At 72.4% G+C, this 22,267-nt stretch carries 17 protein-coding genes; 3 read left to right on the top strand and 14 right to left on the bottom strand.

Annotated features, from left to right (window positions below):
* Positions 1-86: 86 nt before the first annotated feature.
* From JQX11_RS19180 to JQX11_RS19170, 3 genes are all read right to left on the bottom strand, one after another.
* Positions 87-1,226 carry a YihY/virulence factor BrkB family protein gene (locus JQX11_RS19180; RefSeq protein WP_204926330.1) on the bottom strand — a complete coding sequence of 380 codons (1,140 nt, stop codon included), beginning with the start codon at positions 1,224-1,226 and terminating at the stop codon, positions 87-89.
* Positions 1,227-1,385: 159 nt separating this feature from the next.
* Positions 1,386-1,577 (bottom strand): DUF397 domain-containing protein, encoded by a 192-nt coding sequence (locus JQX11_RS19175; protein WP_204926329.1) that lies wholly within the window; start codon positions 1,575-1,577, stop codon positions 1,386-1,388.
* Positions 1,568-2,371, bottom strand: a complete 804-nt coding sequence (locus JQX11_RS19170; protein ID WP_307826248.1) for a helix-turn-helix domain-containing protein — start codon at positions 2,369-2,371, stop codon at positions 1,568-1,570. Before JQX11_RS19170 ends, JQX11_RS19175 begins: the two co-directional genes overlap by 10 nt.
* A gap of 289 nt (positions 2,372-2,660) precedes the next feature.
* Here JQX11_RS19170 and JQX11_RS19165 point away from each other — a divergent pair, with 289 nt between their 5' ends.
* Positions 2,661-2,906: a flavin reductase gene (locus JQX11_RS19165; protein ID WP_204926328.1), complete on the top strand. Its 246-nt coding sequence runs from the start codon at positions 2,661-2,663 to the stop codon at positions 2,904-2,906.
* A gap of 177 nt (positions 2,907-3,083) precedes the next feature.
* Here the strand turns inward: JQX11_RS19165 and JQX11_RS19160 are convergent, their stop codons facing one another.
* The 6 genes from JQX11_RS19160 to ppdK all read right to left on the bottom strand — a co-directional run bounded on the left by JQX11_RS19160 (position 3,084) and on the right by ppdK (position 12,692).
* Positions 3,084-3,713, bottom strand: a complete 630-nt coding sequence (locus JQX11_RS19160) for a hypothetical protein (RefSeq protein ID WP_204926327.1) — start codon at positions 3,711-3,713, stop codon at positions 3,084-3,086.
* Complete coding sequence (gene dnaG, locus JQX11_RS19155; RefSeq protein WP_204926326.1) at positions 3,713-5,587, bottom strand: DNA primase; 1,875 nt, start codon at positions 5,585-5,587, stop codon at positions 3,713-3,715. The genes JQX11_RS19160 and dnaG overlap by 1 nt, the downstream gene beginning before the upstream one ends.
* A gap of 85 nt (positions 5,588-5,672) precedes the next feature.
* Complete coding sequence (locus JQX11_RS19150) at positions 5,673-7,316, bottom strand: BCCT family transporter (RefSeq protein ID WP_204926325.1); 1,644 nt, start codon at positions 7,314-7,316, stop codon at positions 5,673-5,675.
* A gap of 73 nt (positions 7,317-7,389) precedes the next feature.
* On the bottom strand, positions 7,390-8,223 hold the full coding sequence (locus JQX11_RS19145) for a siderophore-interacting protein (protein ID WP_204926324.1): 834 nt from the start codon (positions 8,221-8,223) through the stop codon (positions 7,390-7,392).
* A gap of 301 nt (positions 8,224-8,524) precedes the next feature.
* Complete coding sequence (locus JQX11_RS19140; protein ID WP_204926323.1) at positions 8,525-9,832, bottom strand: deoxyguanosinetriphosphate triphosphohydrolase; 1,308 nt, start codon at positions 9,830-9,832, stop codon at positions 8,525-8,527.
* 154 nt (positions 9,833-9,986) lie between these two features.
* Positions 9,987-12,692, bottom strand: coding sequence for a pyruvate, phosphate dikinase (gene ppdK, locus JQX11_RS19135; RefSeq protein ID WP_232378205.1), 2,706 nt, complete (start codon positions 12,690-12,692; stop codon positions 9,987-9,989).
* Positions 12,693-13,003: 311 nt separating this feature from the next.
* Here ppdK and JQX11_RS19130 point away from each other — a divergent pair, with 311 nt between their 5' ends.
* A complete protein-coding gene (locus JQX11_RS19130; protein WP_204926321.1) occupies positions 13,004-14,788 on the top strand; it encodes a beta-N-acetylhexosaminidase in 1,785 nt (594 codons plus the stop codon).
* 703 nt (positions 14,789-15,491) lie between these two features.
* Positions 15,492-16,148 carry a C39 family peptidase gene (locus JQX11_RS19125; RefSeq protein WP_204926320.1) on the top strand — a complete coding sequence of 219 codons (657 nt, stop codon included), beginning with the start codon at positions 15,492-15,494 and terminating at the stop codon, positions 16,146-16,148.
* A gap of 85 nt (positions 16,149-16,233) precedes the next feature.
* Here the strand turns inward: JQX11_RS19125 and dusB are convergent, their stop codons facing one another.
* From dusB to JQX11_RS19100, 5 genes are all read right to left on the bottom strand, one after another.
* Positions 16,234-17,403 (bottom strand): tRNA dihydrouridine synthase DusB, encoded by a 1,170-nt coding sequence (gene dusB / locus JQX11_RS19120; RefSeq protein WP_204926319.1) that lies wholly within the window; start codon positions 17,401-17,403, stop codon positions 16,234-16,236.
* A gap of 54 nt (positions 17,404-17,457) precedes the next feature.
* Positions 17,458-18,246, bottom strand: coding sequence for a hypothetical protein (locus JQX11_RS19115; RefSeq protein ID WP_204926318.1), 789 nt, complete (start codon positions 18,244-18,246; stop codon positions 17,458-17,460).
* A gap of 22 nt (positions 18,247-18,268) precedes the next feature.
* Positions 18,269-19,963 (bottom strand): hypothetical protein, encoded by a 1,695-nt coding sequence (locus tag JQX11_RS19110; protein WP_204926317.1) that lies wholly within the window; start codon positions 19,961-19,963, stop codon positions 18,269-18,271.
* Between the two features lie 151 nt (positions 19,964-20,114).
* On the bottom strand, positions 20,115-21,494 hold the full coding sequence (locus JQX11_RS19105; RefSeq protein WP_204926316.1) for a glycine--tRNA ligase: 1,380 nt from the start codon (positions 21,492-21,494) through the stop codon (positions 20,115-20,117).
* A gap of 116 nt (positions 21,495-21,610) precedes the next feature.
* Positions 21,611-22,111: an Rv0361 family membrane protein gene (locus JQX11_RS19100; RefSeq protein ID WP_204926481.1), complete on the bottom strand. Its 501-nt coding sequence runs from the start codon at positions 22,109-22,111 to the stop codon at positions 21,611-21,613.
* Between the last annotated feature and the right edge of the window lie 156 nt (positions 22,112-22,267).

Genomic DNA, 22,267 nt, shown 5'->3' with positions numbered 1-22,267 from the left:
TGACAAGACCCCGCCCCGCCACGATCGACGCGGCGGGGCGGGGTCGGTGGGTCCGGCGGGCCTCCCGGAGGCCCCGGGAGGCGGGGTCAGCGGCCGGGGGTGGCGTTGCGCTTCTTGCGCAGCTTGCGGTCGTCACGCAGCTCGACGTACGGCTCCTCGTCCGGGTCGTGGCCGGCGGAGATGGCCCGGCCCCGCTCCAGCTCGGCGTCGAACTCGGCACCGAGCAGGATCGCGATGTTGCTCAGCCAGAGCCAGACCAGGAAGATGATCACGCCGGCCAGCGCCCCGTAGGTCTTGTTGTAGGACCCGAAGTTGCTGACGTACAGGGCGAACAGGCCCGAGACCAGCAGCCACAGCAGCACCGCCAGCACGCCACCCGGGCTGACCCAGCGGAACCCGCCGTGCCTGGCGTTCGGCGACGCCCAGTAGAGGATCGCGAACATCAGGCTGACCAGCACCAGCAGCACCGGCCACTTGGCGATGTTCCACACCGTCAGCGCCGTGGAACCGAGCCCGATCGCGTTGCCGGCCTGCTCGGCGAGACCGCCGGTGAAGACCACGATCACCGCGGCGGCGAGCAGCAGCACCCCCACCAGGGCGGTCACCCCGAGCCGGATGGGCAGGGTCTTCCACACCGGCCGCCCCTCCGGCACGTCGTAGATGCTGTTCGAGGCCCGCATGAACGCGCCCACGTAGCCGGAGGCCGACCAGAACGCGGCGACCAGACCGATGATCGCGGCGACGCTGGCCAACCCACCCGACTGGCCGGCCTGGTCAATCGCGGTCTCGATGATGGTGCGGATGTTCTCCTCCGGCACCACCTGCCCGACCGTGTCCCGGACCCCGCTGGTGGCCCGCTCGCCGAGCAGGCCGAGGATCGAGATCAGCACCAGCATCCCGGGGAAGATCGACAGCACCCCGTAGTAGGTCAGCGCGGCGGCCCAGTCGGTCAGGCTGTCCTCCTGGAACTCCCGCCCGGTGCGCTTGAGCGCCGCCTTCCAGTCCGCCCGGTGCAGGTCGGCGGGGCTGTCCGGGCCGGCGTCGGGGCCGACCGGCCGGGTGCCCACGTCGGCCTCCCGCCGGCCGCCGCGCCGCCGGTCACCGGACCCGGGCTCACCCGACGGGCGGTCACCGGACCGCCGGTCACCCGACCGGCCCCGGTCGCGCCGGGCTGCGGTCACGGTGGCCGCGTCGTCGCGGTCGGCGTGGGTCTCGTCGGAGGCCATCGCCCCTCCTCGGGGATCTGCGGATGTCACCCTCCGACATGCCCCGCCACAGCCGCCGCCTAACCCCCGACCAGCGGCAGAGGTGACGAGGGGCACTCCCCCGCCGCCGGGCGTACCTGCATCGCCCCGATCTCCGGGCCGCCGTTTCCCGCAGTCCCGCTAAGCCTTCCGTGCCGTCCCGGCGACGAATGCCCGCCAGGCGTACGGGTCGAAGGCCAGCACCGGCCCACCCGGGTCCTTGGAATCCCGCACCATCACCACGCCGGAAAGCTCGTCCGCCACCTCGACGCAGGCCCCGCCGCCGCCATTGCTACGGGTGCTCTTGCGCCACCGGGCACCGGTCAGATCCATGTTTCCGCCACCTCCGATATCAACTCGATGGACTGCTGCTGCGAAAGTGTCTCACCACGGATCGACTCCCATACCTCAACCACTTCACGCAGGTAGTCGGTGCGGTCGACCACCTGCCCGTGGCGCTGTCCCTCCAGGTAGACGACGTCCTCACCAGTGGGCGAGGTAGCAATGACGAAAGGGCCGTCAAGGCCGGGATAGGCACCGGCGGACAGTGGCACCACCTGGATACGGACTCGCGGCAACGTCGTGCCGAGCTTCACCAAGTGCTGCAACTGCTGACACATGACCTCCGGCTGACCGACATTGCGGCGCAACACGTACTCGTCGATGACAGCAGTGAGCAACGGCGGCCGGTCCCGGGTGAGCACTACCTGGCGCTCGATTCGCGTGGCCACCTGTTGTTCGATTTCGTCGACGCCGAACAGCCCGGCACCGACCAGGATGGCACGGGCATATTCTTCGGTCTGAAGCAGGCCGGGAACGTAGAGCGGCTCGAACCAACGGAACGCCCGCGCCTCCGCTTCCACTGCCGTCCAGTCCCGAGCCCAGGGCACCACGGTTTCCCGGCTGATCCGGCGTTGGATTCGTTCGAAGCGGCCGTCGGTGGTGAACACCGTGTCGCAGCGGCGGGCGAAGTCCAGGCTCGGCCGGCGTTCGCAGGTCTCCACCTTGGCGACCAGGGCACCCGAATAGCTCAACGCCTCGGCCAGCGCCGCCTGGGACATGCCGTGACCGGCCCGGGTGAGCCGCAGTTCCTCCGCGAAGTGGTCCAGCATGGACGAGCGTTCCACCAGACAGCCTCCGTACATTGTCGGACCGCTCGGGGTCGACCGGTCCACGCCTGCGTCGTCGGCACGGCGGACCTCCCACCGTAGTCGGATCATCAACAGACTGTCACCCAGCGGGACCGCTCCCGGGATCGGACGGTGGGCGGAACCAGGCCGGGAGCGTCCGTCGGTGTCGTCGGCGGGCGCTCCCCTCCAGCATCGACGGAGGCTCGACCATGCGACAGGTTCTCGGATCGCGCTGCGGATTTCCGGGCCGCCCCGGCCACCGTCCCGGTCGGCCGGGTCGGCGCTGATGCCCCGGTACCGCCCCCACGTGGCCGCCCGCCCCTCCTGGCGTTGCCGGGTGTGCGGGGCGGCCTGGCCGTGCTCGCCGGCCCGGCTGGCGCTGCTCGGGGAGTACCGCGAGGATCGCACCGCCCTGCTGGTCTACCTGGGCCTGCTGTTGGGCGAAGCCATGGACGACCTCGCCAGCCTGCACGACGGTGTCGCGCCACCCGGCCTCACCGACCGCATCGTCACCTGGGCACGGTCCCGGTGACCCGACCACCCCGGCACACCTCGCCCGCCGACCGGCGACGCACGGTTCACGGGGAGCTTCCACGATCCCGCCGCGTCAGGTCATGATCGACTCAGTTGGGCCGATGCAGCGGCATCAGGTCGCGGCGATGCCGCCATATCGCCGATGTTGCGGTCGATCCCCCCGCCCGGTGGAGGCTCAGAGGTCGGCGGGGGCGGTGGCGGCGCGGGCGGCGGCGACGAGCTGGTCGGTTTCGGCGCGTACCTCGTCGGCGTCGACCGGGGTACCGGGGTCGTAGCGGACCGTCCAGGTCAGACCATCCGCCCCGGCCACCCGCCGGGCCGCGATCCGCCCCGAGCCACCGGGCACCGGGTGCTGCTGGGTGTACGCCACCGAGCGGGTCACCCGGGCCCGCACCTGGTGCGGCAGGTCCCCCGGATCGAGCAGCAGGTACGTCTCGGCGAGACCGTCGGCGACCACCAGGTAGCCGTCCCGCTCGGCGGCCGTCGCCGCCGGGGTGACCGTCAGTTCCCGCCCGGACCAGACGGCCTTGAGGATGTCGTGCCAGCCCAACCGCTCCCCGCGGCCCGGCAGCCAGAGCCCGAGGTTCGTGGCCACCAGCACCCCGCCACCGGCAGCACCACCACCGGCACCGACCGACGCACCGCCAACGGCCGACGCCCCGTCGACGGCGGACATCGGGTCAGCGGGTGGCGCGTCGTTACTGCTGCCGTTGCCCGTGGCGGCCCAGGCCAGGACGCGTTCACCGGCGGCCAGGGGCGGGCGGACGGCGGACGGCACCTTGCGCTTGCGGCCGAACAGTCCCATCAGAGTCCTCCCGCGGCCTGCTCGCGCAGGGCCCGCGCATGCTGTTCCAGCGAGAGCAGTTCCCCGAAGAGGGCGAAATACTCGTCCTTCTGGTTGACCGGGTTGATCCGCTGGATCTTGGACTTGAGGTCCCTGATCCGGGCGGTCACCGAGCCCCACTGCAACTGGGCGAGGGTGCTGGAGACGTACCTCGGATCGGGTTCGCCGTCGATCCGCAGCGGCTCCACCGCCAGCTCACCGACGAGCGCCTGGGCGGCCAGGTCCTCGCAGGCGTCCCGCACGGCACCGATCCACACCGCGCCGCCGGCCGCCACCGCCACCCCGCCGGCCGCCGCGATCGCCGTACGGACCGCGACGTGCACCGGGTGCCGGTACTCGGCGGCCTCGACGGCGTCGAACATCGGGCCGGCGAGGACCGGCACCTGGAGGGCGAGTTTCAACGCCTCCCGCTCGACCATCGACTCCGGGCTGTCCACGGCGGGCACGGCCGGACGGGTCCGACCCCGGGGCGGGGCGGTGGCCTCCCGTTCCCCGGGGGAGTTGGCGGCGGCCAGCACCGCCCGCTGCACCGGCTCGATCTCCATGCCGAGGTCACCGGCGAGCTTGCGGACGTACTCGGGACGCTTCTCCAGGTCCTTGATCTTGGCAACCAGGGGCGCGGCCCGGCGCATCGCCTCCACCCGGCCGTCCACCGTGTCCAGGTCGTAGCGGTTGATCACGTGCCGGAGGGCGAAGTCGACGAGCGGCTCGCGGCGGGCCACCAGGTCACGGATCGCCAGGTCGCCCTTTGCCAACCGCAGGTCGCACGGGTCCATGTTGTCCGGGCTGACCGCGATGAAGGTACGCCCGACGAAGCGCTGGTCGTCCTCGAAGGCACGCAGCGCGGCCTTCTGCCCGGCGGCGTCCCCGTCGAACGTGAAGATCACCTCACCGGCCACCGCGTCGGTGTCGAGCAGCAGCCGGCGCAGCACGCCGATGTGGTCCGCGCCGAAGGCGGTGCCGCAGGTCGCCACGGCGGTCGGCACCCCGGCCAGGTGGCAGGCCATCACGTCGGTGTAACCCTCGACGACGACCACCCGGCCCTGCTTGGCGATCTCCCGTTTGGCCTGGTCGATGCCGTAGAGCACGTGCGACTTCTTGTAGATCGGCGTCTCGGGGGTGTTGAGGTATTTCGGGCCGTCGTCGTCGTCGAAGAGCTTCCGCGCCCCGAAGCCGATCACGTCACCGGCGATGTCCCGGATCGGCCACATCAGCCGGCGACGGAACCGGTCGATCAGGGTGCCCGAGCGCGACGGCCGGGACAGCCCGCCGGTGACCAGCTCGTCGTGGCTGAACCCCTGCTGGCGCAGGTGCTTGGTGAGCAGGTCCCAGGCGTCCGGGGCGAAGCCGCAGCCGTACCGCTGCGCGGCGGCCCGGTCGAAACCGCGCCGGGCCAGGAACTCCCGGGCCGGGCGGGCGCCGGCCGTGGTGAGCTGCGCCTGATAGAACTCCACGGCGGCGGCGTGCGCGGCCACCAGCCGCTGCTTCTGCCCCTGCTGCGGACGGGCCCGGGGCGCGGCCTGGTCACCCTCGACGTAGCGCAGCTGGATGCCGGCCCGGTCGGCGAGCCGCTCGACGGACTCGACGAAGGTGAGATGCTCGGCGTCCATCAGGAACTTGATCGCGTCGCCACCGACGCCGCAACCGAAGCAGTAGAAGACGTTACGGGCCGGTGAGACGTTGAACGACGGGCTCTTCTCGTCGTGGAACGGGCACAGGCCCTTGAGGTTGCCGCCACCTGCCGACTTCAGGGTCACCGTGTCCGAGATCACCTCGGCGATGGAGGTGCGCTCGCGGACCAACGCGATGTCCTCGTCCCTGATCCGCCCAGCCATGCGGTGCCACCCCCTCGGCCCTCCATCCTGCCCTGCCGGACCGACGATCCGTCGGGCGGGGGATGGCGGGTGGCGAACGCCCGGCTCAGCGGGGAGGACGGTGCAGCCAGCGGGTGACCGGGGGCGGGTTCTCCTCGTCGTACGACCGGGCGGCCCGCACGGCGGCGGACAGGCCGGACCGGCGTCCCCGGTCCGGGTGCGGGTTGACCGCCGGGTCCCGGGCCATGTCACGCAGCAGCGCCACGGCGAGCCCGAGCATCACCACCACGAACGGCAGCGCCACCATGATGGTCGCCTGTTGCAGGGCGGCCAGGCCCCCGGCGAGCAGCAGCGCGGCGGCGACCGCCCCGATCAGCACCCCCCAGAGCACCACGAGTACGCGGTGCGGGCGCAGTGCGCCGCCCGAGGTGAGCGCCCCCAGCACCAGCGACGCCGAGTCGGCGCTGGTCACGAAGTAGAGCGCGATGAGCACCATGGCCAGTACGCTGGTGACGGTCCCCAGCGGCAGCGCGTCCAGCAGCCCGAACAGCGCCTGCTCACTGCCCGCCCCGACGTCCGCCACCAGATCGCGGGTGCCGCTGGCCTGGGTACGCAGGGCGCTGCCGCCCATGATCGCGAACCAGATCGCACTGGCCCCGCTGGGCACCAGCAGTACCCCGACCAGGAACTGACGCACGGTCCGCCCACGCGAGATCCGCGCGATGAAGGTGCCGACGAACGGTGCCCAGGAGATCCACCAGGCCCAGTAGAAGATCGTCCAGGACCCGAGCCACGCCGGGTCGGAGAACGCGCCGGTACGGGTGGACATGAACATCAGGCGGCTGAGGTAGTCACCGACCGAGGCGGGCAGCACCTCCAGCGTGTAGATCGTCGGCCCCACCACGAACACGAAGATCATCAGCGCCACGGCCAGCAGGACGTTGGTGGTGGACAGCCACTTGACCCCCCGGTGCAGGCCGGAGAAGGCCGAGACGACGAAGGCCAGGGTGAGCGCGCCGATCACGGTCAGTTCCACCGACCGGGTGTCCGGTACGCCGGCCACCAGGTCCAGACCGGCGGCCACCTGGAGCGCGCCGAGGCCGAGGCTGGTAGCCGAACCGAAGACCGTGGCGAAGACGGCGAGCAGGTCGATGGCCCGACCGGCCACCCCGTCGGCCCGCGCGCCGAGCAGCGGGCGGAACGCGGCCGAGATCCGGTTGTCCCGCCCCCGACGGAAGGTCGAGTACGCCAGCGCCAACGCGGTGACGGCGTAGATCGCCCACGGGTGCAGCGTCCAGTGGAAGAGCGTGTACTGCATGGCCGCCGCACCTGCGGCCGGGGTCTGTGCCGCGACGCCGGTGGCCGGCGGCGGGGCGGCGTAGTGCTGGATCGGCTCGGCCACCGCGAAGAAGACCAGACCGATGCCCATCCCCGCGCTGAACATCATGGCGACCCAGGCCAGCGTGTTGAACTCCGGCTGGTCGTCGTCGGCGCCCAGCCGGATCCGGCCGTAGCGGGAGGCCGCGACGACCACCGCGAGCACCAGGAAGGCGTCTGCCGCGACGACGAAGAACCAGCCGAAGGTGCCGATCACCCAGGCCAGCCCGGACTCGCCGAAGTCGGCCAGCGAACCGCGCGCGGACACCCCCCAGAGCACGACCGCCAGCACCCCGCCGACGCCCAGGGTGAGCACCACCGGGTCGGGCCTGCCACCCGCCCGCGCATCTACGTCCCGTGCCTGCTCAGCCATGGTCACATCGTCCCGCCCGGTGACCCCGGCAGCGGACGATTGCGCCCATTGCCACGGCCGTGGACGGTGGTGATCAGGTCAGGACTTCGGCCTCCTCGGCCTCCACCTGGCGGTTCCAGTCGGGCTTGGTGGAGCGCCAGCCCTCGTCGTCCATGCCCAGCCGCCAGTATCCGGAGATCGACAGCGCCTCCCGGGGCACCGACCGCTCGACCCGCAGCAGCCGGCGCAGCTCCTTGACGAAGGTGGCCTCGCCGTGCACGAAGGCGTGCACCCGGCCGGGTGGGAACTCCAGCTCCCGTACGGCCGCGACCAGCGCCTCGCCGACCGGTCGGCCGCCCCGGTGCAGCCAGGTCAACGCCACCGCGCCGGGGCTGGGCAACGACTGCTCGTCGGCCGGGTCGGCGATCTCGACGAGGACGACCGCCGGGGCGCCCTCGGGCAGCCGCTCCAACGCGGCACCGATCGCCGGCAGGGCGCTCTCGTCGCCCACCAGCAGGTGCCAGTCGGCCGTCGGATCCGGCGCGTACGCCCCGCCGGGGCCGACGAACAGCACCTCGTCGCCGGGACGCAGCCGCGCCGCCCAGGGCCCGGCCAACCCCTCGTCCCCGTGGTGCACCACGTCGATGGTCATCTCACCGGCCGCCGCATCCCAGGCCCGCACGGTGTACGCGCGCAGTCGGGGCCACTGCTCCCGGGGCAGCTCCCGCTTGACCGCCGTCAGGTCCAACGGCCTCGGCAGCTCCACCCCCTCGGGCGGAAAGACCAGCTTGACGTAGTGGTCGGTGAACTCCCCCACCGGCAGCCCGGTCAACTCCTCCCCACCGAGAACGAGTCGGACCAGGTGCGGGGTGGGCCGTTCGGTCCGCACCACCCGCGCCGCAGTAACCATCTTGGAGCGCTCCGCCATAGAACTAAGGCTACCCTAACTCCCCAACCCCTCCCCCTCGCCCCCATCTCCACCCCCTCCGCTCCGGGTGATCAAGAGGTTCGCGTCAACCTCCCCGGTGATCAAGAGCTTTGCGTCAATTCAGCGATCAACTTTGACGCGAACCTCTTGATCAACTGACGCAAACCTCTTGATCACCGGAGTGGGGCGGGGTCGGGGGCGGGAGCGGGGGCGAGCGGCGTGGCGGGGGCGAGCAGCCCGGCGGGACGGGGCGGCCCGACAAGGACGGCCGGGCGGTAGCGGAGAGGGGTAGGGCCAGTTTTCAGGCGAGGTGGGTGTGCCAGGTCAGGGCGGCGGGGTCGGTGAGGGAGGCGACCTGGTCGATGATGACGCGCAGCCGGGCAGGGTCGTCTCCGGCCTGCCGCCACAGCGGGGCGAAGACCGGGTCGAGGGCGTCCGGGGCGCGGTCGGCGAGCACGGTGACCAGTTCGGTGAGTACCTCCCGCTGACGGTCGTAACGGGTGCGGGCGTCCGGGCGACACATCACGTACCGCCAGGCGATGCCCTTGAGCAGGGCACACTGCGCCCTGATCCGGCGCGGCACGACCAGGTCGGCGGCGTAGCGGCGGTGCGGGCCGGGGCCGAAGCGGTCCCTGGTCGCCCCGACCACGGTCGCCACGAACCGGCCGGTGAGCACGCTGGTGGTGGCCTTGAGGGCGACCTGCGCCCGGTGGCTGCCGTCGTACCCGGCCAGCGGGGTGAGCACCGGGTCGGCGAGCAACTCGACGAGCACCCCGCCGAGGTCGTCCGGGGACTCCCCGGAGTAGACGGCGGCCACGTCGACGCAGAGCGCAGCGCGTTCGTCCGGGTCGTTCAGGAGGGGGCGCAACGAGACGTACCCGCCGTGGATGCCGTCCTCGACGTCGTGCACCGAGTACGCCACGTCGTCGGCCCAGTCCATCACCTGCGCCTCCAGGCAGCGGCGGGCACCACCGGACGGGTCGGCGGCGGGCCGGTCGGCCGCAGGTTGGGCGAGGGCGGCCGGGCTGCCGGCGCGCAACCAGTCGAAGACCGGGCGGTCGTCGCCGTACACGCCGAACTTGCGCAGCCCGGGGCGGCGGGGCCACGGGTACTTGCTGACCGCGTCGAGCGCGGCCCGGGTGAGGTTGAGCCCGGCCGGGCTGCCGTCCGGGGCGAGCACCTTCGCCTCCAGCCGGGTGAGCACCCGCAGCGTCTGCGCGTTGCCCTCGAAGCCGCCGCAGGACGCGGCGAGCCCGTCGAGGGTGTCCTCGCCGTTGTGCCCGAACGGCGGGTGGCCGAGGTCGTGGGCCAGCCCGGCGGTGTCCACCAGGTCGGGGTCGCAGCCCAGCCTCGCACCCATCTCCCGGGCGATCTGGGCCACCTCCAGCGAGTGGGTGAGCCGGGTACGCAGGAAGTCGTCGGTGCCGGCGACGTGCACCTGGGTCTTCGCGGCGAGCCGGCGGAACGCCGCCGAGTGCAGCACCCGGGCGCGGTCCCGCTCGTACGGGGACCGGCCGTGGCCGGTGTCCTTGGGCGTCTCCTCGACCCATCGTTGCGCGTCGGCCGGGTTCCCGTCGACGCCGGGTGGTCGGGCGGGCGGTGCCACCATCCGGCCTCCCCTTCACGGTCGTCCCCCAGGGTCGGGGAGCCCAGGTTACGCCGCACCGCGCCGGAGGGCGCGCGCACCGGGAATCCCGCGACCCGGCCGGGCACCGACGCCGCGCGACGCCCACCGGCGGCGGGCCGGTGGGCGTCGCGGGCGGTCAGCGGCTGTCGGAGCCGGTGGTCTCGATGGCGGACCGGCCGGCCTCCAGCCGGGCGACCGGCACCCGGAACGGCGAGCAGGAGACGTAGTCCAGCCCCACCTCGTGGAAGAAGTGCACCGAGTCGGGGTCGCCGCCGTGTTCGCCGCAGACGCCGAGTTTCAGCCCGGGGCGGGCGGCCCGACCCTCCTCGGCGGCGATCCGGATCAGCCGGCCGACCCCGTCGCGGTCGATCGACTCGAACGGGGAGATGCCGAAGATGCCCAGTTCCAGGTAGCGCCAGAAGAACGCGCCCTCGACGTCGTCGCGGGAGAAGCCCCAGCCCATCTGGGTGAGGTCGTTGGTGCCGAAGGAGAAGAACTGCGCCGCCTCGGCGATCTGCCCGGCGGTCAGCGCCGCCCGGGGTACCTCGATCATGGTGCCGATCAGCACCTCGACCCCGCTGTCCCCGACCACCTCAGCGATGATCTTCTCGGCCTCGGCGCGTACCGTCTCCAGCTCCTGGACCGCGCCGACCAGCGGGACCATGATCTCCGGGCAGGCCGTGCCGCCGTCGCGGGTGACCGCGACGGCGGCCTCGGCGATGGCGCGGACCTGCATCGCGAACAGGCCGGGGATGACCAGGCCGAGGCGGACGCCGCGCAGGCCGAGCATCGGGTTCTCCTCGTGCATCCGCCGGACGGCGGCGAGCAGCGCCTCCTCCTTGGCGACGTCCTCGCCGCGTTCCTGGGCGACGGCGACGTTGACCGCGAGCTGCTCCAGCGGGGGCAGGAACTCGTGCAGCGGCGGGTCGATCAACCGGACGGTGACCGGCAGCCCGGCCATCTCGCGGAAGATCTCCACGAAGTCCTGGCGTTGCAGGGGCAGCAGAGCGGCGAGCGCGTCGGTGCGCTCGGTTTCGGTGGCGGCGAGGATCAGGCGTTCGACCAGTTCCCGCCGGTCGCCGAGGAACATGTGCTCGGTGCGGCACAGGCCGATGCCCTCGGCGCCGAAACGCCGGGCGCGGGCCGCGTCCGCCCCGGTGTCGGCGTTCGTCCGCACGGCCAGCCGCCGCCGCGCGTCGGCGTGCGTCATGATCCGGTGTACGGCCCGGACGAGCGCGTCGTCGGTCCGTTCCGGGTCGAGGCTGCCCTCGAAGTACTGCACCACCTCCGACGGCGTGACCGGCACCTCGCCCAGGTAGACCTTGCCGGTGGTGCCGTCGATGGAGACGACGTCGCCCTCGGAGACGGTGCGCCCGCCGACGTTGAACCGCTTGGCCGGCACGTTGACCTCGATCTCGTCGGCCCCGGAGACGCAGGTCTTGCCCATTCCCCGGGCCACCACGGCGGCGTGGCTGGTCTTGCCGCCACGCGAGGTGAGGATGCCCTGGGCGGCGATCATGCCGTTGAGGTCGTCGGGGTTGGTCTCCCGGCGGACCAGGATCACCGACTTCCCCTCGGCGGCCAGTTCGACCGCGCGGGCGGAGGTGAAGACCACCGCCCCGGAGGCGGCTCCCGGGGAGGCCCCGATGCCCCGGGCGACCGCCTCGAACTCGTGGTCGAGCTGGAAGCGGGGGAACATGAGCTGGGCGAGCTGCGCGCCGTTGACCCGGTGCAGCGCCTCGTCCAGGTCGATCAGGCCCTCGTCGACGAGCTGACCGGCGATGACGAACGCGGCGGCGGCGGTGCGCTTGCCCACCCGGGTCTGGAGCATCCAGAGCTTGCCGCGCTCGATGGTGAACTCGATGTCGCAGAGGTCCTGGTAGTGCCCTTCCAGCCGGGCCATGATGTCGAGCAGCTGGTCGTAGGAGGTCTTGTCGAGCCGTTCCAGTTCCTGCAACGGCACGGTGTTGCGGATGCCCGCGACGACGTCCTCGCCCTGGGCGTTGGCCAGGTAGTCGCCGTAGATGCCCTGTGCGCCGCTGCCCGGGTCGCGGGTGAAGGCGACGCCGGTGCCGGAGTCGGGGCCGAGGTTGCCGAAGACCATCGTCACCACGTTGACGGCGGTGCCCAGGTCGGCGGGGATGCGTTCCTGGCGGCGGTAGAGGATCGCCCGCTCGGCGTTCCACGACTCGAAGACCGCCCGGATGGCCAGGTCGAGCTGTTCGCGCGGCTCCTGCGGGAACTCCCGCCCGGTGTGCTTGGCGAAGATCTTCTTGTACGTCTCCACCAGCCCACGCAGGTCGTCGGCGTCAAGGTCGAGGTCGTCGTGGGTGCCCTTGGCCCGCTTGGCCTCGTCGAGGGCGTGTTCGAACTCCTCGCCCGGCACCTCGCAGACGGTCTTGCCGAACATCTGGATCAGCCGGCGGTAGGAGTCCCAGGCGAACCGGTCGTTCTGCCCTGCCTGGTCGCTCAGTCCTACGACGCTGCGGTCGTTGAGCCCGACGTTGAGGACGGTCTCCATCATGCCGGGCATCGAGAACCGGGCGCCGGAGCGTACCGAGACCAGCAGCGGGTCCTGCGGATCACCGAGGCGGCGGCCCATCGCGCGTTCCAGCGCCTCCAGGTGGGCCTCGATCTGCCCGGCCAGCCCGTCCGGCTCCCGCCCGGTCGCCAGGTACGCCTGGCACGCACCGGTGGTGATGGTGAAGCCCGGTGGCACCGGCAGGCCGAGATTGGTCATCTCGGCGAGATTGGCACCCTTTCCACCGAGCAGGTCCTTGAGATCCTTGTTGCCCTCGGCGAAGTCGTAGACGTACTTGTCCGTCTCGTGCGTTGTCACCAGAAGCCTCCCACGCGCGCCGGAATTGACACTTAACGAAGGTTCAGTTCTGACTTACCCCGGGGCCGACCACCGGGAATCCGGCCTGGTCAGCGTTCGGTGGGCGAAGGTTAAGCGAACATCGGGCGGCCTGGGACCGTTCGGTGACAATAGGCACAGCCATCACGACTATCCGCGTTCACGCCGGTTTCTGGGAACGCTTCCACGCGCACGATCACGCAATTCCGGTTCCTCCTCGTACTCTTGACGTCACCCGTTGCACCAAACCTGACCTTTGCCATATCCCTCGCGAATACACCCTCCGGAGCCGCCCCGTGTCGCGCACCCCACGTACCGGCGTCGCACCCGTCCCCGAGCAGCCGTCGCGCCCCGACGCCGCTCCGACCCGGGCCGCCCCGCCCACGGTCACCCCGGCTACGGGCACGCCGACCGCGGGCACGCTGGCGCGCAGCGCCGCGCAGGCCGCCGGGCGGCTGCTCACCCGGCCGACCGTCGGCCTGGGTGACGTGGTGCCGGCGCCCGCGTCGGTCCGGCCGCGGCCGGCCGCCGACTTCGTCCTCCCCGCCGACGCGGCGGTACGGGTCAGCGCCGACGCGGGCGCCCGGGGGGTCGCCGGACACCTCGCCGAACTGCTCCGCCCCGCCACCGGCTACCCGCTCCCGGTCGCCGACCTGCCGCCCGCCCCGGGCCCGCTCCAGCTCACCCTCGCCGCCGCCACGCCGCAGGGCCCGGCAGCGACGGTGTCCGCTGACGCGGAGGGCTACCGGCTCGACGTCGACCCCGACGCGGTACGGATCACCGCCGGCACCGCCACCGGCCTGTTCCACGGCGTGCAGACGCTGCGGCAACTGCTGCCGGCGGCCGTGGAGAGCCGGACCCCGGTGGCGCAGCACTGGGTGGTGCCGGGCGGCATGATCGTCGACCGGCCCCGCTTCCCCTACCGGGGGGCGATGCTCGACGTGGCACGGCACTTCTTCGGCGTCGAGGAGGTCTGCCGGGTGATCGACCACCTGGCCCGGTACAAGCTCAACCATCTGCATCTGCACCTCACCGACGACCAGGGCTGGCGGATCGCCGTCGACTCCTGGCCCCGGCTGGCGACGGTCGGCGGGCGCACCGCGGTGGGCGGCGACCCCGGTGGCTGGTACACCGCCGCCGACTACCGGCGCATCGTCGCCTACGCCGCGCGGCGGCACGTCACCGTCGTCCCCGAGGTGGACCTGCCCGGACACACCAACGCGGCCCTGGTCGCGTACCCCGAGCTGGCCCCGGACAAGATCGCGCCGCCGCCGTACACCGGCACCGAGGTCGGCTTCAGCTACGTCGACCCCACCGACGAGCGCACGTACGACTTCGTCGCCGACGTGCTCGGCGAGGTGGCCGCGCTGACCCCCGGGCCGTGGCTGCACATCGGCGGGGACGAGGCGTACAAGGTCAAGGGGGCGGCGTACACCGGTTTCGTGGAGCGGGCGCAGCGGATCGTCGCCGGGCTCGGCCGGACCGTGGTCGGTTGGCACCAGATCGCCCCCGCCGGGCAGGTCGACGGCCGGGTGCTGCAGTGGTGGGGTACCGACGGGGACGACCCCACGGTGGCCGAGGCGGTACGCCGGGGAGCCCGGGTGATCCTCTCCCCCGGCAACCACGCGTACCTGGACATGAAGTACGCCCCGGACACCCCCATCGGGCACGACTGGGCCGGTCTGATCGACGTGCACCGGGCCTACCACTGGGACCCGGCGACTCATCTGACCGGCGTCCCCGCCGAGGCGGTGCTGGGCGTGGAGGCCCCGCTCTGGACCGAGTCGGTGACCTCGCTGGCCGAGATCGAGTTCATGGTCTTCCCGCGCCTGCCCGCCCTCGCCGAGGTGGCCTGGTCCACGCCGTCCACCCGGAGCTGGCCCGGCTTCCGGGAGCGGCTGGCCGGCCACGGCCCGCGCTGGCACGCCGCCGGCATCGCCTTCCACCCGTCCCCGGAGATCCCCTGGCCCGCCGCACCGGCCGGGCGGCACCTCCCCGACGCCGCGGAAACGCACCGGAATCCCGCCCCCGGGCAGCCCTCACCGGCCCGAGACACCGCCACCACACCCGACGCGCGGTGACCAACCACCGTCGCCCCGGACCCGCCGTTCGGCCTTCCGACCTCCCCGCACTGCGGACGCCCCGACCCAGCGGACCTCCCGGCCCGGCGGACCCTCCTGCACGGGAGCCACCTCTCCGATCACAGCCAGTCACATCTGCCACGAAGCGCCACGCGTATCACACACAGTGACCACCTCCGGCGATGATCAGCGGGCCCCGGCACCCCCTCCATCATCAACCCACCCTGAGCTGCGCATTCCCATCCCCCGCCAGCAACCACCACATACCTCTCTCGCACGCTTTGCTCTGCTGCTCCATACGCGCCAGGCACAAAGGGTGACTGTCGCGGGGAGGGCAGCAGAGCAAAGGGTGCGAAGGGGCCGCTAGGCCGGTGGGCGGATTATGACTTTCAGTGACCGGATGGTGGGTTTGCCGACGGGTGTCGTCGGTGGTGACGATGCGCTGACGGATCGGCCCGGCGGCGGGTGACGGGGGCCACCCGCCGGGCGGAATCGTCGGCCCGCCGGGGTCGTTACACCTGGTATCCGCGATCGCCCCGGCCAGTCCCGGCCCGGCCCCGCCCAGCAGGGCGGCCTTGCCGGAACGCACGTCACCCGGCCGGGGTCACGACTTCCTCTTCACCTGCCGATGCGGCACCACCGCGTCACCGCACCCCCTGCGGGACGCGCCGTGGCACCCCCGAGATGCAGAGGAGCACCCATCATGCGTACCGACATCCTGCGTAAGACCGTGCTGACCGCCGCCGGCCTGGCCGTCACCGCCGGTGGCATCGCCGGCCCCGCGCTGGCCGCACAGGCCGCCGAGACCACCCGGCCCGCCGCCGTCGTGCAGACCGACCGCAAGCCCGCCGGCGAGCGTGAACTGAAGGTCGACTACGCCGCGCAGCCCAACTTCTACTACTGCGGCCCGGCCGCCGCCCGTAACGCGCTGAGCGTGCAGGGCAAGAACATCGACGTGGACGCGATGGCCAGGGAGATGGGCACCACCGAGGACGGCACCGACAGCATCAACGACATCACCCCGATCCTGAACAAGGAGATCGGCCGCAAGGACGCGTACCGCAGCACGGAGATCCCGGCCGGCAAGGTCGACGGCAAGCGGATCGACAAGCTGCGCGCGGACATCGTCCGTGCGGTGGACGACGGCCGCGCCGTGGTCGCCAACATCGCCGGCACCGCCACCGACACCGACGGCAACACCCACTCCTTCGAGGGCGGGCACTACATCAGCGTCGTCGGCTACCGCGACGGCGGGCGGGTCGTGACGATCGCGGACTCCGCCAACCCGGACACCGCCTCCTACCGGATCGACGTCGGTGAGCTGGCCCACTGGATCGCCAGCCGCGGCTACGCCTCCTGACCCGTACCGAACCGCAAGGGCCGACCCCCGAGGGGGTCGGCCCTTCGTCGTCACCCCCGGACCGCGCTCCGACGGCGGGCCGGGCTCAGCCGCCCGAGTCGTCCAGCTCGGCGCCCTCGGGGACGGTGTCGTCGTCCCGGCTGTCCAGCCAGCCCTCGGGCAGGAAGACCTTGCCGGGAGAGTTCGTCCGGCCGCGCGGCTGACCGAGGGCGGCCACCGGGAACGGTTCGGCCACGTCGAGCTTGCCGAGCAGGTCGTCGAGCTGGGCCAGGCTCTCGATCATGGCGAGTTCCCGGCGCAGCTCGCTGCCGACCGGGAAGCCCTTCAGATACCAGGCGACGTGCTTACGGAAGTCGGTGCAGCCGTCCCGCTCGCCCCGGGCCGGGGTACGCGAGCCGGCGGTGAACTGGTCGACCAGCAGTTCGGCGTGCCGCCGCATGGTCACCGCCACCTCGCCGAGGGTCGGCAGCCGACGCTCCGGCCGGCCCTCGAACGCGGCCTGCAGGTCGGCGAAGAGCCACGGCCGCCCCAGGCAACCCCGGCCGACCACCACCCCGTCCACCCCGGTGTGGGCCACCATCCGCAGCGCGTCGTCGGCCTCCCAGATGTCGCCGTTGCCGAGCACCGGCACGTCGAGCGCCTGCTTGAGGGTGGCGATGGCGTCCCAGTCGGCGGTGCCGGAGTACCGCTGCGCGGCCGTGCGCCCGTGCAGGGCCACCGCCGCCACCCCGGCGTCCTGGGCGGCCAGCCCCGCCTCGACGTACGTCAGGTGGTCGTCGTCGATGCCCTTGCGCATCTTGACGGTGACCGGCACCCCGGCGGGTGACGCGGCGTCCACCGCGGCCCGCACCAGCCGGGCGAACAGCCGCCGCCGCCACGGCAGGGCCGACCCGCCGCCCCGACGGGTCACCTTGGGCACCGGGCAGCCGAAGTTCAGGTCGATGTGGTCGGCCAGGTCCCGTTCCACCACGATCCGCACCGCCTGGGCGGTGATCTCCGGGTCGGTGCCGTAGAGCTGGAGGCTGCGCGGCCGCTCGTCGGCGCCGAAGGCGATCATGCGCAGGGTCTTCGGGTTCCGCTGCACCAGCGCGACCGTGGTGATCATCTCGCAGACGTAGATGCCACCGCCCTGCTCCCGGCAGAGTTGCCGGAAACCGACGTTGGTGATGCCGGCCATCGGGGCGAGCACCACCGGCGGCCACACCTGGTGGGGGCCGATGGTGAGCGGGCGCAGGACCGCAGCGGGAGAGGTCACGTACCCCAGAATCCCATGCCGGCGGCGGCCCGCCCACCGCGGTGGGCGGCAGTCCTAACCCGGCAGGCTCAGGATCAGGGCCGAGACGTCCACCACCACCGTGGCGGCGGCGCGGACGTGCAGGGCGAACGCGGCCGCACCACGCTCGTGGGCACCCAACGGCACCTCCACCAGGTTGGAGAGGATCTGGTTCGGCCCCCACCAGTTCACCGAGGAGGTGTCCGGCCTGGCGGCCCCGGCCGCAAAGGCGGTGAGCACTCCGCCGGAGACCGTGTTCGCCACCGTGATGTTGAGGTAGGCACCGACCGGCGCGTAGTAGGACCCTGCCGGGACCCGACTTACGGTCAGGTACAGCGTCCGGCCCGCCTGCAACCGGCCCGACACCACCCCGTCGGCACCGGCGAGGACGTTGGCGGAATAGCTGGCCAGCGCCCGGGTGTCCAGCAGCCGCACCGGCGGGACGGCGACGATGCGGTTGGCCCAGCGCGACGTGTTGACGTACGCCCGACGACCGTCCCGACCGCCGACCACCAGCTCGGCGGTGGGGGTGACGGCGAGCGAGCCGGTCGGCAGCTCCGCCGGGATGGCGTCGTCCGGCGTCGGGAACAGCCGCAGCATCGGGTCGGTGCCGGCCAGCGCCAGCGTCGGGTTCGCCGACGAGCCACCGACCAGCACCGTCCCGGCCTCGCCCGCGTCGTTGAGCTGCCCGCCGATCACCGGCGCACCGGGCGCGGCGTCGGCCGGCGTGCCGGCCAGCGCGGTCGCGCCGACACCGACGCCGAGGGCCACCCCGGCCCGGATGACCGTGCGGCGGGTGGTGGACGGGGTCTCGTCGGCGCTCATGTCCCTCTTCCCGGTTCCGTGGTCACCCATCGGCCCGCACCGCCCGGTGGCCGCGCTCGGCGGCCTGCCTGATCGCCCGGGCCCGGGCCCGACGGCCGGCGGAGCCGGCGGCGGTACGGGTCGACGTCGGGGCATTGACGACCGCGGAATCCGGATGGCGCACCAGCAGGCCGGTCGCGTCGAGGATCACCGCCGCCGCGCTCTTTTGCAGGTAGATGGCGACCACGTCCGGGTAGTAGTCGCCGCCGACCGTCTCGTAACCGCCGAGCTGCGTGATCACCCCGTTGGAGAGCAGTTGGCCGGCGGTCCACCAGTTGATGGTGGAGGCGGTGGGCAGGCTGCCGGTGCCCCACACCGTGGCGAAGCCGCCCTGGGTGGTGTCGGCCACGGTGATGTTGCCCAACATCCCGTCGCCGTACTCGACGATGTCGCGCAGGTGCACGATCAGCAGTGTCTCGGCCAGCACCCGCCCCCGGCCGTCGATCCGGCCGCCGCCCTCCAGCAGCCGGGCCCGGCCGGCGGCGCTGCGGGTGTCGAGGAGCCGGGTCGGCGGGACCGGCACCAGCATGGTCGCGTTCGACGTGCTGAACGCCGCGTCCGAGATCCGTCCCACGGAAGTGCCGTTGCCGACCTCCAGCCCGTACACGCCGACTCCGAGGGTACCCACGGCGAGATCGCTTGCCACGTGCAGGTCGCTGTGGGTCAGCTCCAGCGTCGCCCCGTTCGGGTTCCGCAGCGCCAGGGTGGCGGCACCGTCCGGGGCGGCGCTGGTCACGGTGGTGACGCCGGGGCTGTTCCGCTGGCCGAGGACGACCGGCTCACCGGGGGCGGCCGCCGCCGGGGCGGGCTCCACCGGGGGCGCGGCCTCGGCGGCGCTCGCCGGGGCGGCACCGCCGCCGACCGCGACGACCTGGCTCGGGTGGCCGACCAGCAGGCTGGTCAGGTCGACGATCACGTGGGTCGGCGCGGAGACCTGCACCGTCAGCACACTGCGGTACCCGCCGAGGGTGCCCAGCTCGGCGAAGAGGAAGTTCGACAGGATCTGACCGGCGGCCGACCAGTTCACCGTCGACACGGTCGGCCTGGTGCCGCTGCCCCAGGCCGTCAGGAAGCCCGGACCGGTCATGCCGACCACTGTCACGTTGCCCTTGAGGGCGTAGCCGTCGCGAACCAGGTGGTCCAGGCTCAGCACGATGGGGTTACCGGGGGTGAGCCGTCCCGTCGGGTCGAGCGTCGAGGCGCCCGCGACGATGGTGCGGCGCAGGTCCGGGTCCCGGCTGTCCAGCACCCGGGTCGGCCGCACCGGGACCGAGGTGGTCGCCCACTCGCTCGTCCACAGCCAACTGTTGACCTCGTCGCCGGGCCGGCCGGCCTGTACGAACACGTCGCCGAGCGGGTCCACCGCGACGGTGCCGGTCGGCGAGTCCAGCACCTGCGGGTAGACCTGCTCGCCGGGCACCAGTCGCAACGGCGCACCCGCGGTGTTCCTCAGGGTGAGCCCCGCGTAGCCGAGGCTGAGCGTGGTGGTCGCCGGCCCGGCGTCGTTGGTCGTACCCATGGTGAGGTGGTCGCCCGGGGCGGCGCGGGCGGTGCCGGGCAGGCCGACGGCGGCGGCGACACCCGCGCCGGCCGTGGTGACGGCGACCGCGGCGGCCCGGCGCAGGAGGCGGCGGCGCTCCGGAACATGATCATGGTCAGGTTGCGGCTCGTGCGTCATTCCCACCCCCGTGTAGAGATTCAGCACCGGGAATGCTGGCACGGCACGGCGACCGACTCAAGGACCGGGCGGACGAAGATCCCGACCGATGCCGGAACGCGCGCCGGCCCCGCCCCCGGTCAGCGGGGCGGGGCCGGTACGACGGGTGTGGTCAGCAGCCGGGCAGGCGCTCGATCAGGTAGCGCTCGACCTGGTCGAGGGCGACCCGCTCCTGGGCCATGGTGTCCCGGTTCCGCACGGTCACCGCGTCGTCGTCGAGGGTGTCGAAGTCGACGGTGACGCAGAACGGGGTGCCGATCTCGTCCTGCCGGCGGTAGCGGCGGCCGATCGCCTGCGAGTCGTCGAACTCGACCACCCAGCGCTTGCGGAGCTGGGCGGCGAGCCCCTTGGCCTTCGGCGACAGCGCCTCGTTGCGCGACAGCGGCAGCACCGCCACCTTGACCGGGGCCAGCCGGGGGTCGAAGCGCATCACGGTGCGCTTGTCGACGCCGCCCTTGGTGTTCGGGGCCTCGTCCTCGTCGTACGCCTCCAGCAGGAACGCCAGCACCGCGCGGGTGAGGCCGGCGGCCGGCTCGATGACGTACGGCACCCAGCGCTCATTGCGGGTCTGGTCGAAGTACGAAAGGTCCACGCCGGAGTGCTTGCTGTGCGTGGCCAGGTCGAAGTCGGTGCGGTTGGCGACGCCCTCCAGCTCGGCGAACTCGGTGCCGCCGAACCGGAACCGGTACTCGATGTCGACGGTGCGCTTGGAGTAGTGGGAGAGCTTCTCCTTGGGGTGCTCGTAGAAGCGCAGGTTCTCCTCGGACAGACCCAGGTCGAGGTACCAGTTCCAGCGCTCCTGCAACCAGTACTCGTGCCACTGCTCGTCGGAGCCGGGCTCGACGAAGAACTCCATCTCCATCTGCTCGAACTCGCGGGTGCGGAAGATGAAGTTACCCGGGGTGATCTCGTTGCGGAACGACTTGCCGGTCTGCGCGATGCCGAACGGCGGCTTCTTGCGGGCGGCGGTCGCCACGTTGTTGTAGTTGACGAAGATGCCCTGGGCGGTCTCCGGGCGCAGGTAGTGCAGGCCCTCGTCGCTCTCCACCGGGCCGAGGTAGGTCTTCATCAGGCCGTTGAACATCTTCGGCTCGGTGAAGGTGCCCTTGTTGCCGCAGTTGGGGCAGTTCAGCTCCTGCAACGAGGTCAGCGGCTTGCCGTGCTTCTCGGCGTACGCCTCCTCCAGGTGGTCGGCGCGGAACCGCTTGTGGCAGGACTGGCACTCGGTCAGCGGGTCGACGAACTCGGCGAGGTGGCCGCTTGCCTCCCAGACCTTGCGGGCGAGGATGACCGCCGAGTCGAGGCCGACGACGTCGTCGCGCTGCTGGACCATCGCCTTCCACCACTGCCGGCGGACGTTCTCCTTCAGCTCCACGCCGAGCGGACCGTAGTCCCACGCCGACCGGGTGCCTCCGTAGATCTCGCTGGAGGGGAAGACGAAGCCTCGACGCTTGGCGAGGCTGACGACGGCGTCGATACGGTCGGCTGGCATGTTTCCTCCTACGCCGGCTGGCGGTCGGCGTGGCCATGAAGACGGGTGGGACCGGACGGCCCGGGACAACGGTACGACCAGCAGCGCCCCGGGCCCAGCAGAATACCGGGGACGGCTCAGCTGACCCCGCAGACCTCCATGCCGCCGCTCTGCTGGTCGGCGGCGAGGGTGACCTGCTGGGTGTCTTGGCCGCCGCCGCTGAAGGTGACGTCGACCGGCACGGTCAGGGTCTGCGGGTCGACGTCGCCCACCCGGTAGCTGGCGACCGCCGGCTCCTCGGCGACCCGGCGGGTGAACTCGCCCCGCGACTCCCGCCGCCGTGCGTCCTCGCAGAGTGTGTCGTAGGCCTTGCCGTACTCCTTGGCGACCAGGGCGCGGTAGTAGTCGTCGGTGACCGCCTGCCCCTGCTCCTCGATGGCCTGCACGTTGCTGACCACCAGCCCGACGGCTGCCGCGCCACCGCCGCCGCAGCAGATCAGCAGGGCCAGCGCGCCGACGCCGAGGCCCAGCCAGAGCCGCTTGCGGCTGCCCTCGGTGGGCGGGGCGGCGAACGGCGGGGCCACTCCGGGCCCCGGGGGCGGCGGGGGGACCCCCGGGTCCGACGGCGGGGTGGGCACGCCCGGGACACCCGACGGGGTGGGGGTTCCCGGGCCTCCCGGGGCGGCGGGCGGCAGTGCGCCGTCCGGGCCGGGTGTCGCGGGGTACGGCGGTGGGGCTGCCGGGCCGGGAGCGGTCATAGGAGCAGGGTAGTGCCCCCGGGCCCGACGCTGCGG

The organism is Micromonospora humida, from assembly GCF_016901255.1.
In the GTDB taxonomy this organism is placed as follows: domain Bacteria; phylum Actinomycetota; class Actinomycetes; order Mycobacteriales; family Micromonosporaceae; genus Micromonospora; species Micromonospora wenchangensis.
The sequence above is the reverse complement of the archived record's forward strand: the minus strand, read 5'-3'. Positions and strand labels throughout refer to the sequence as shown.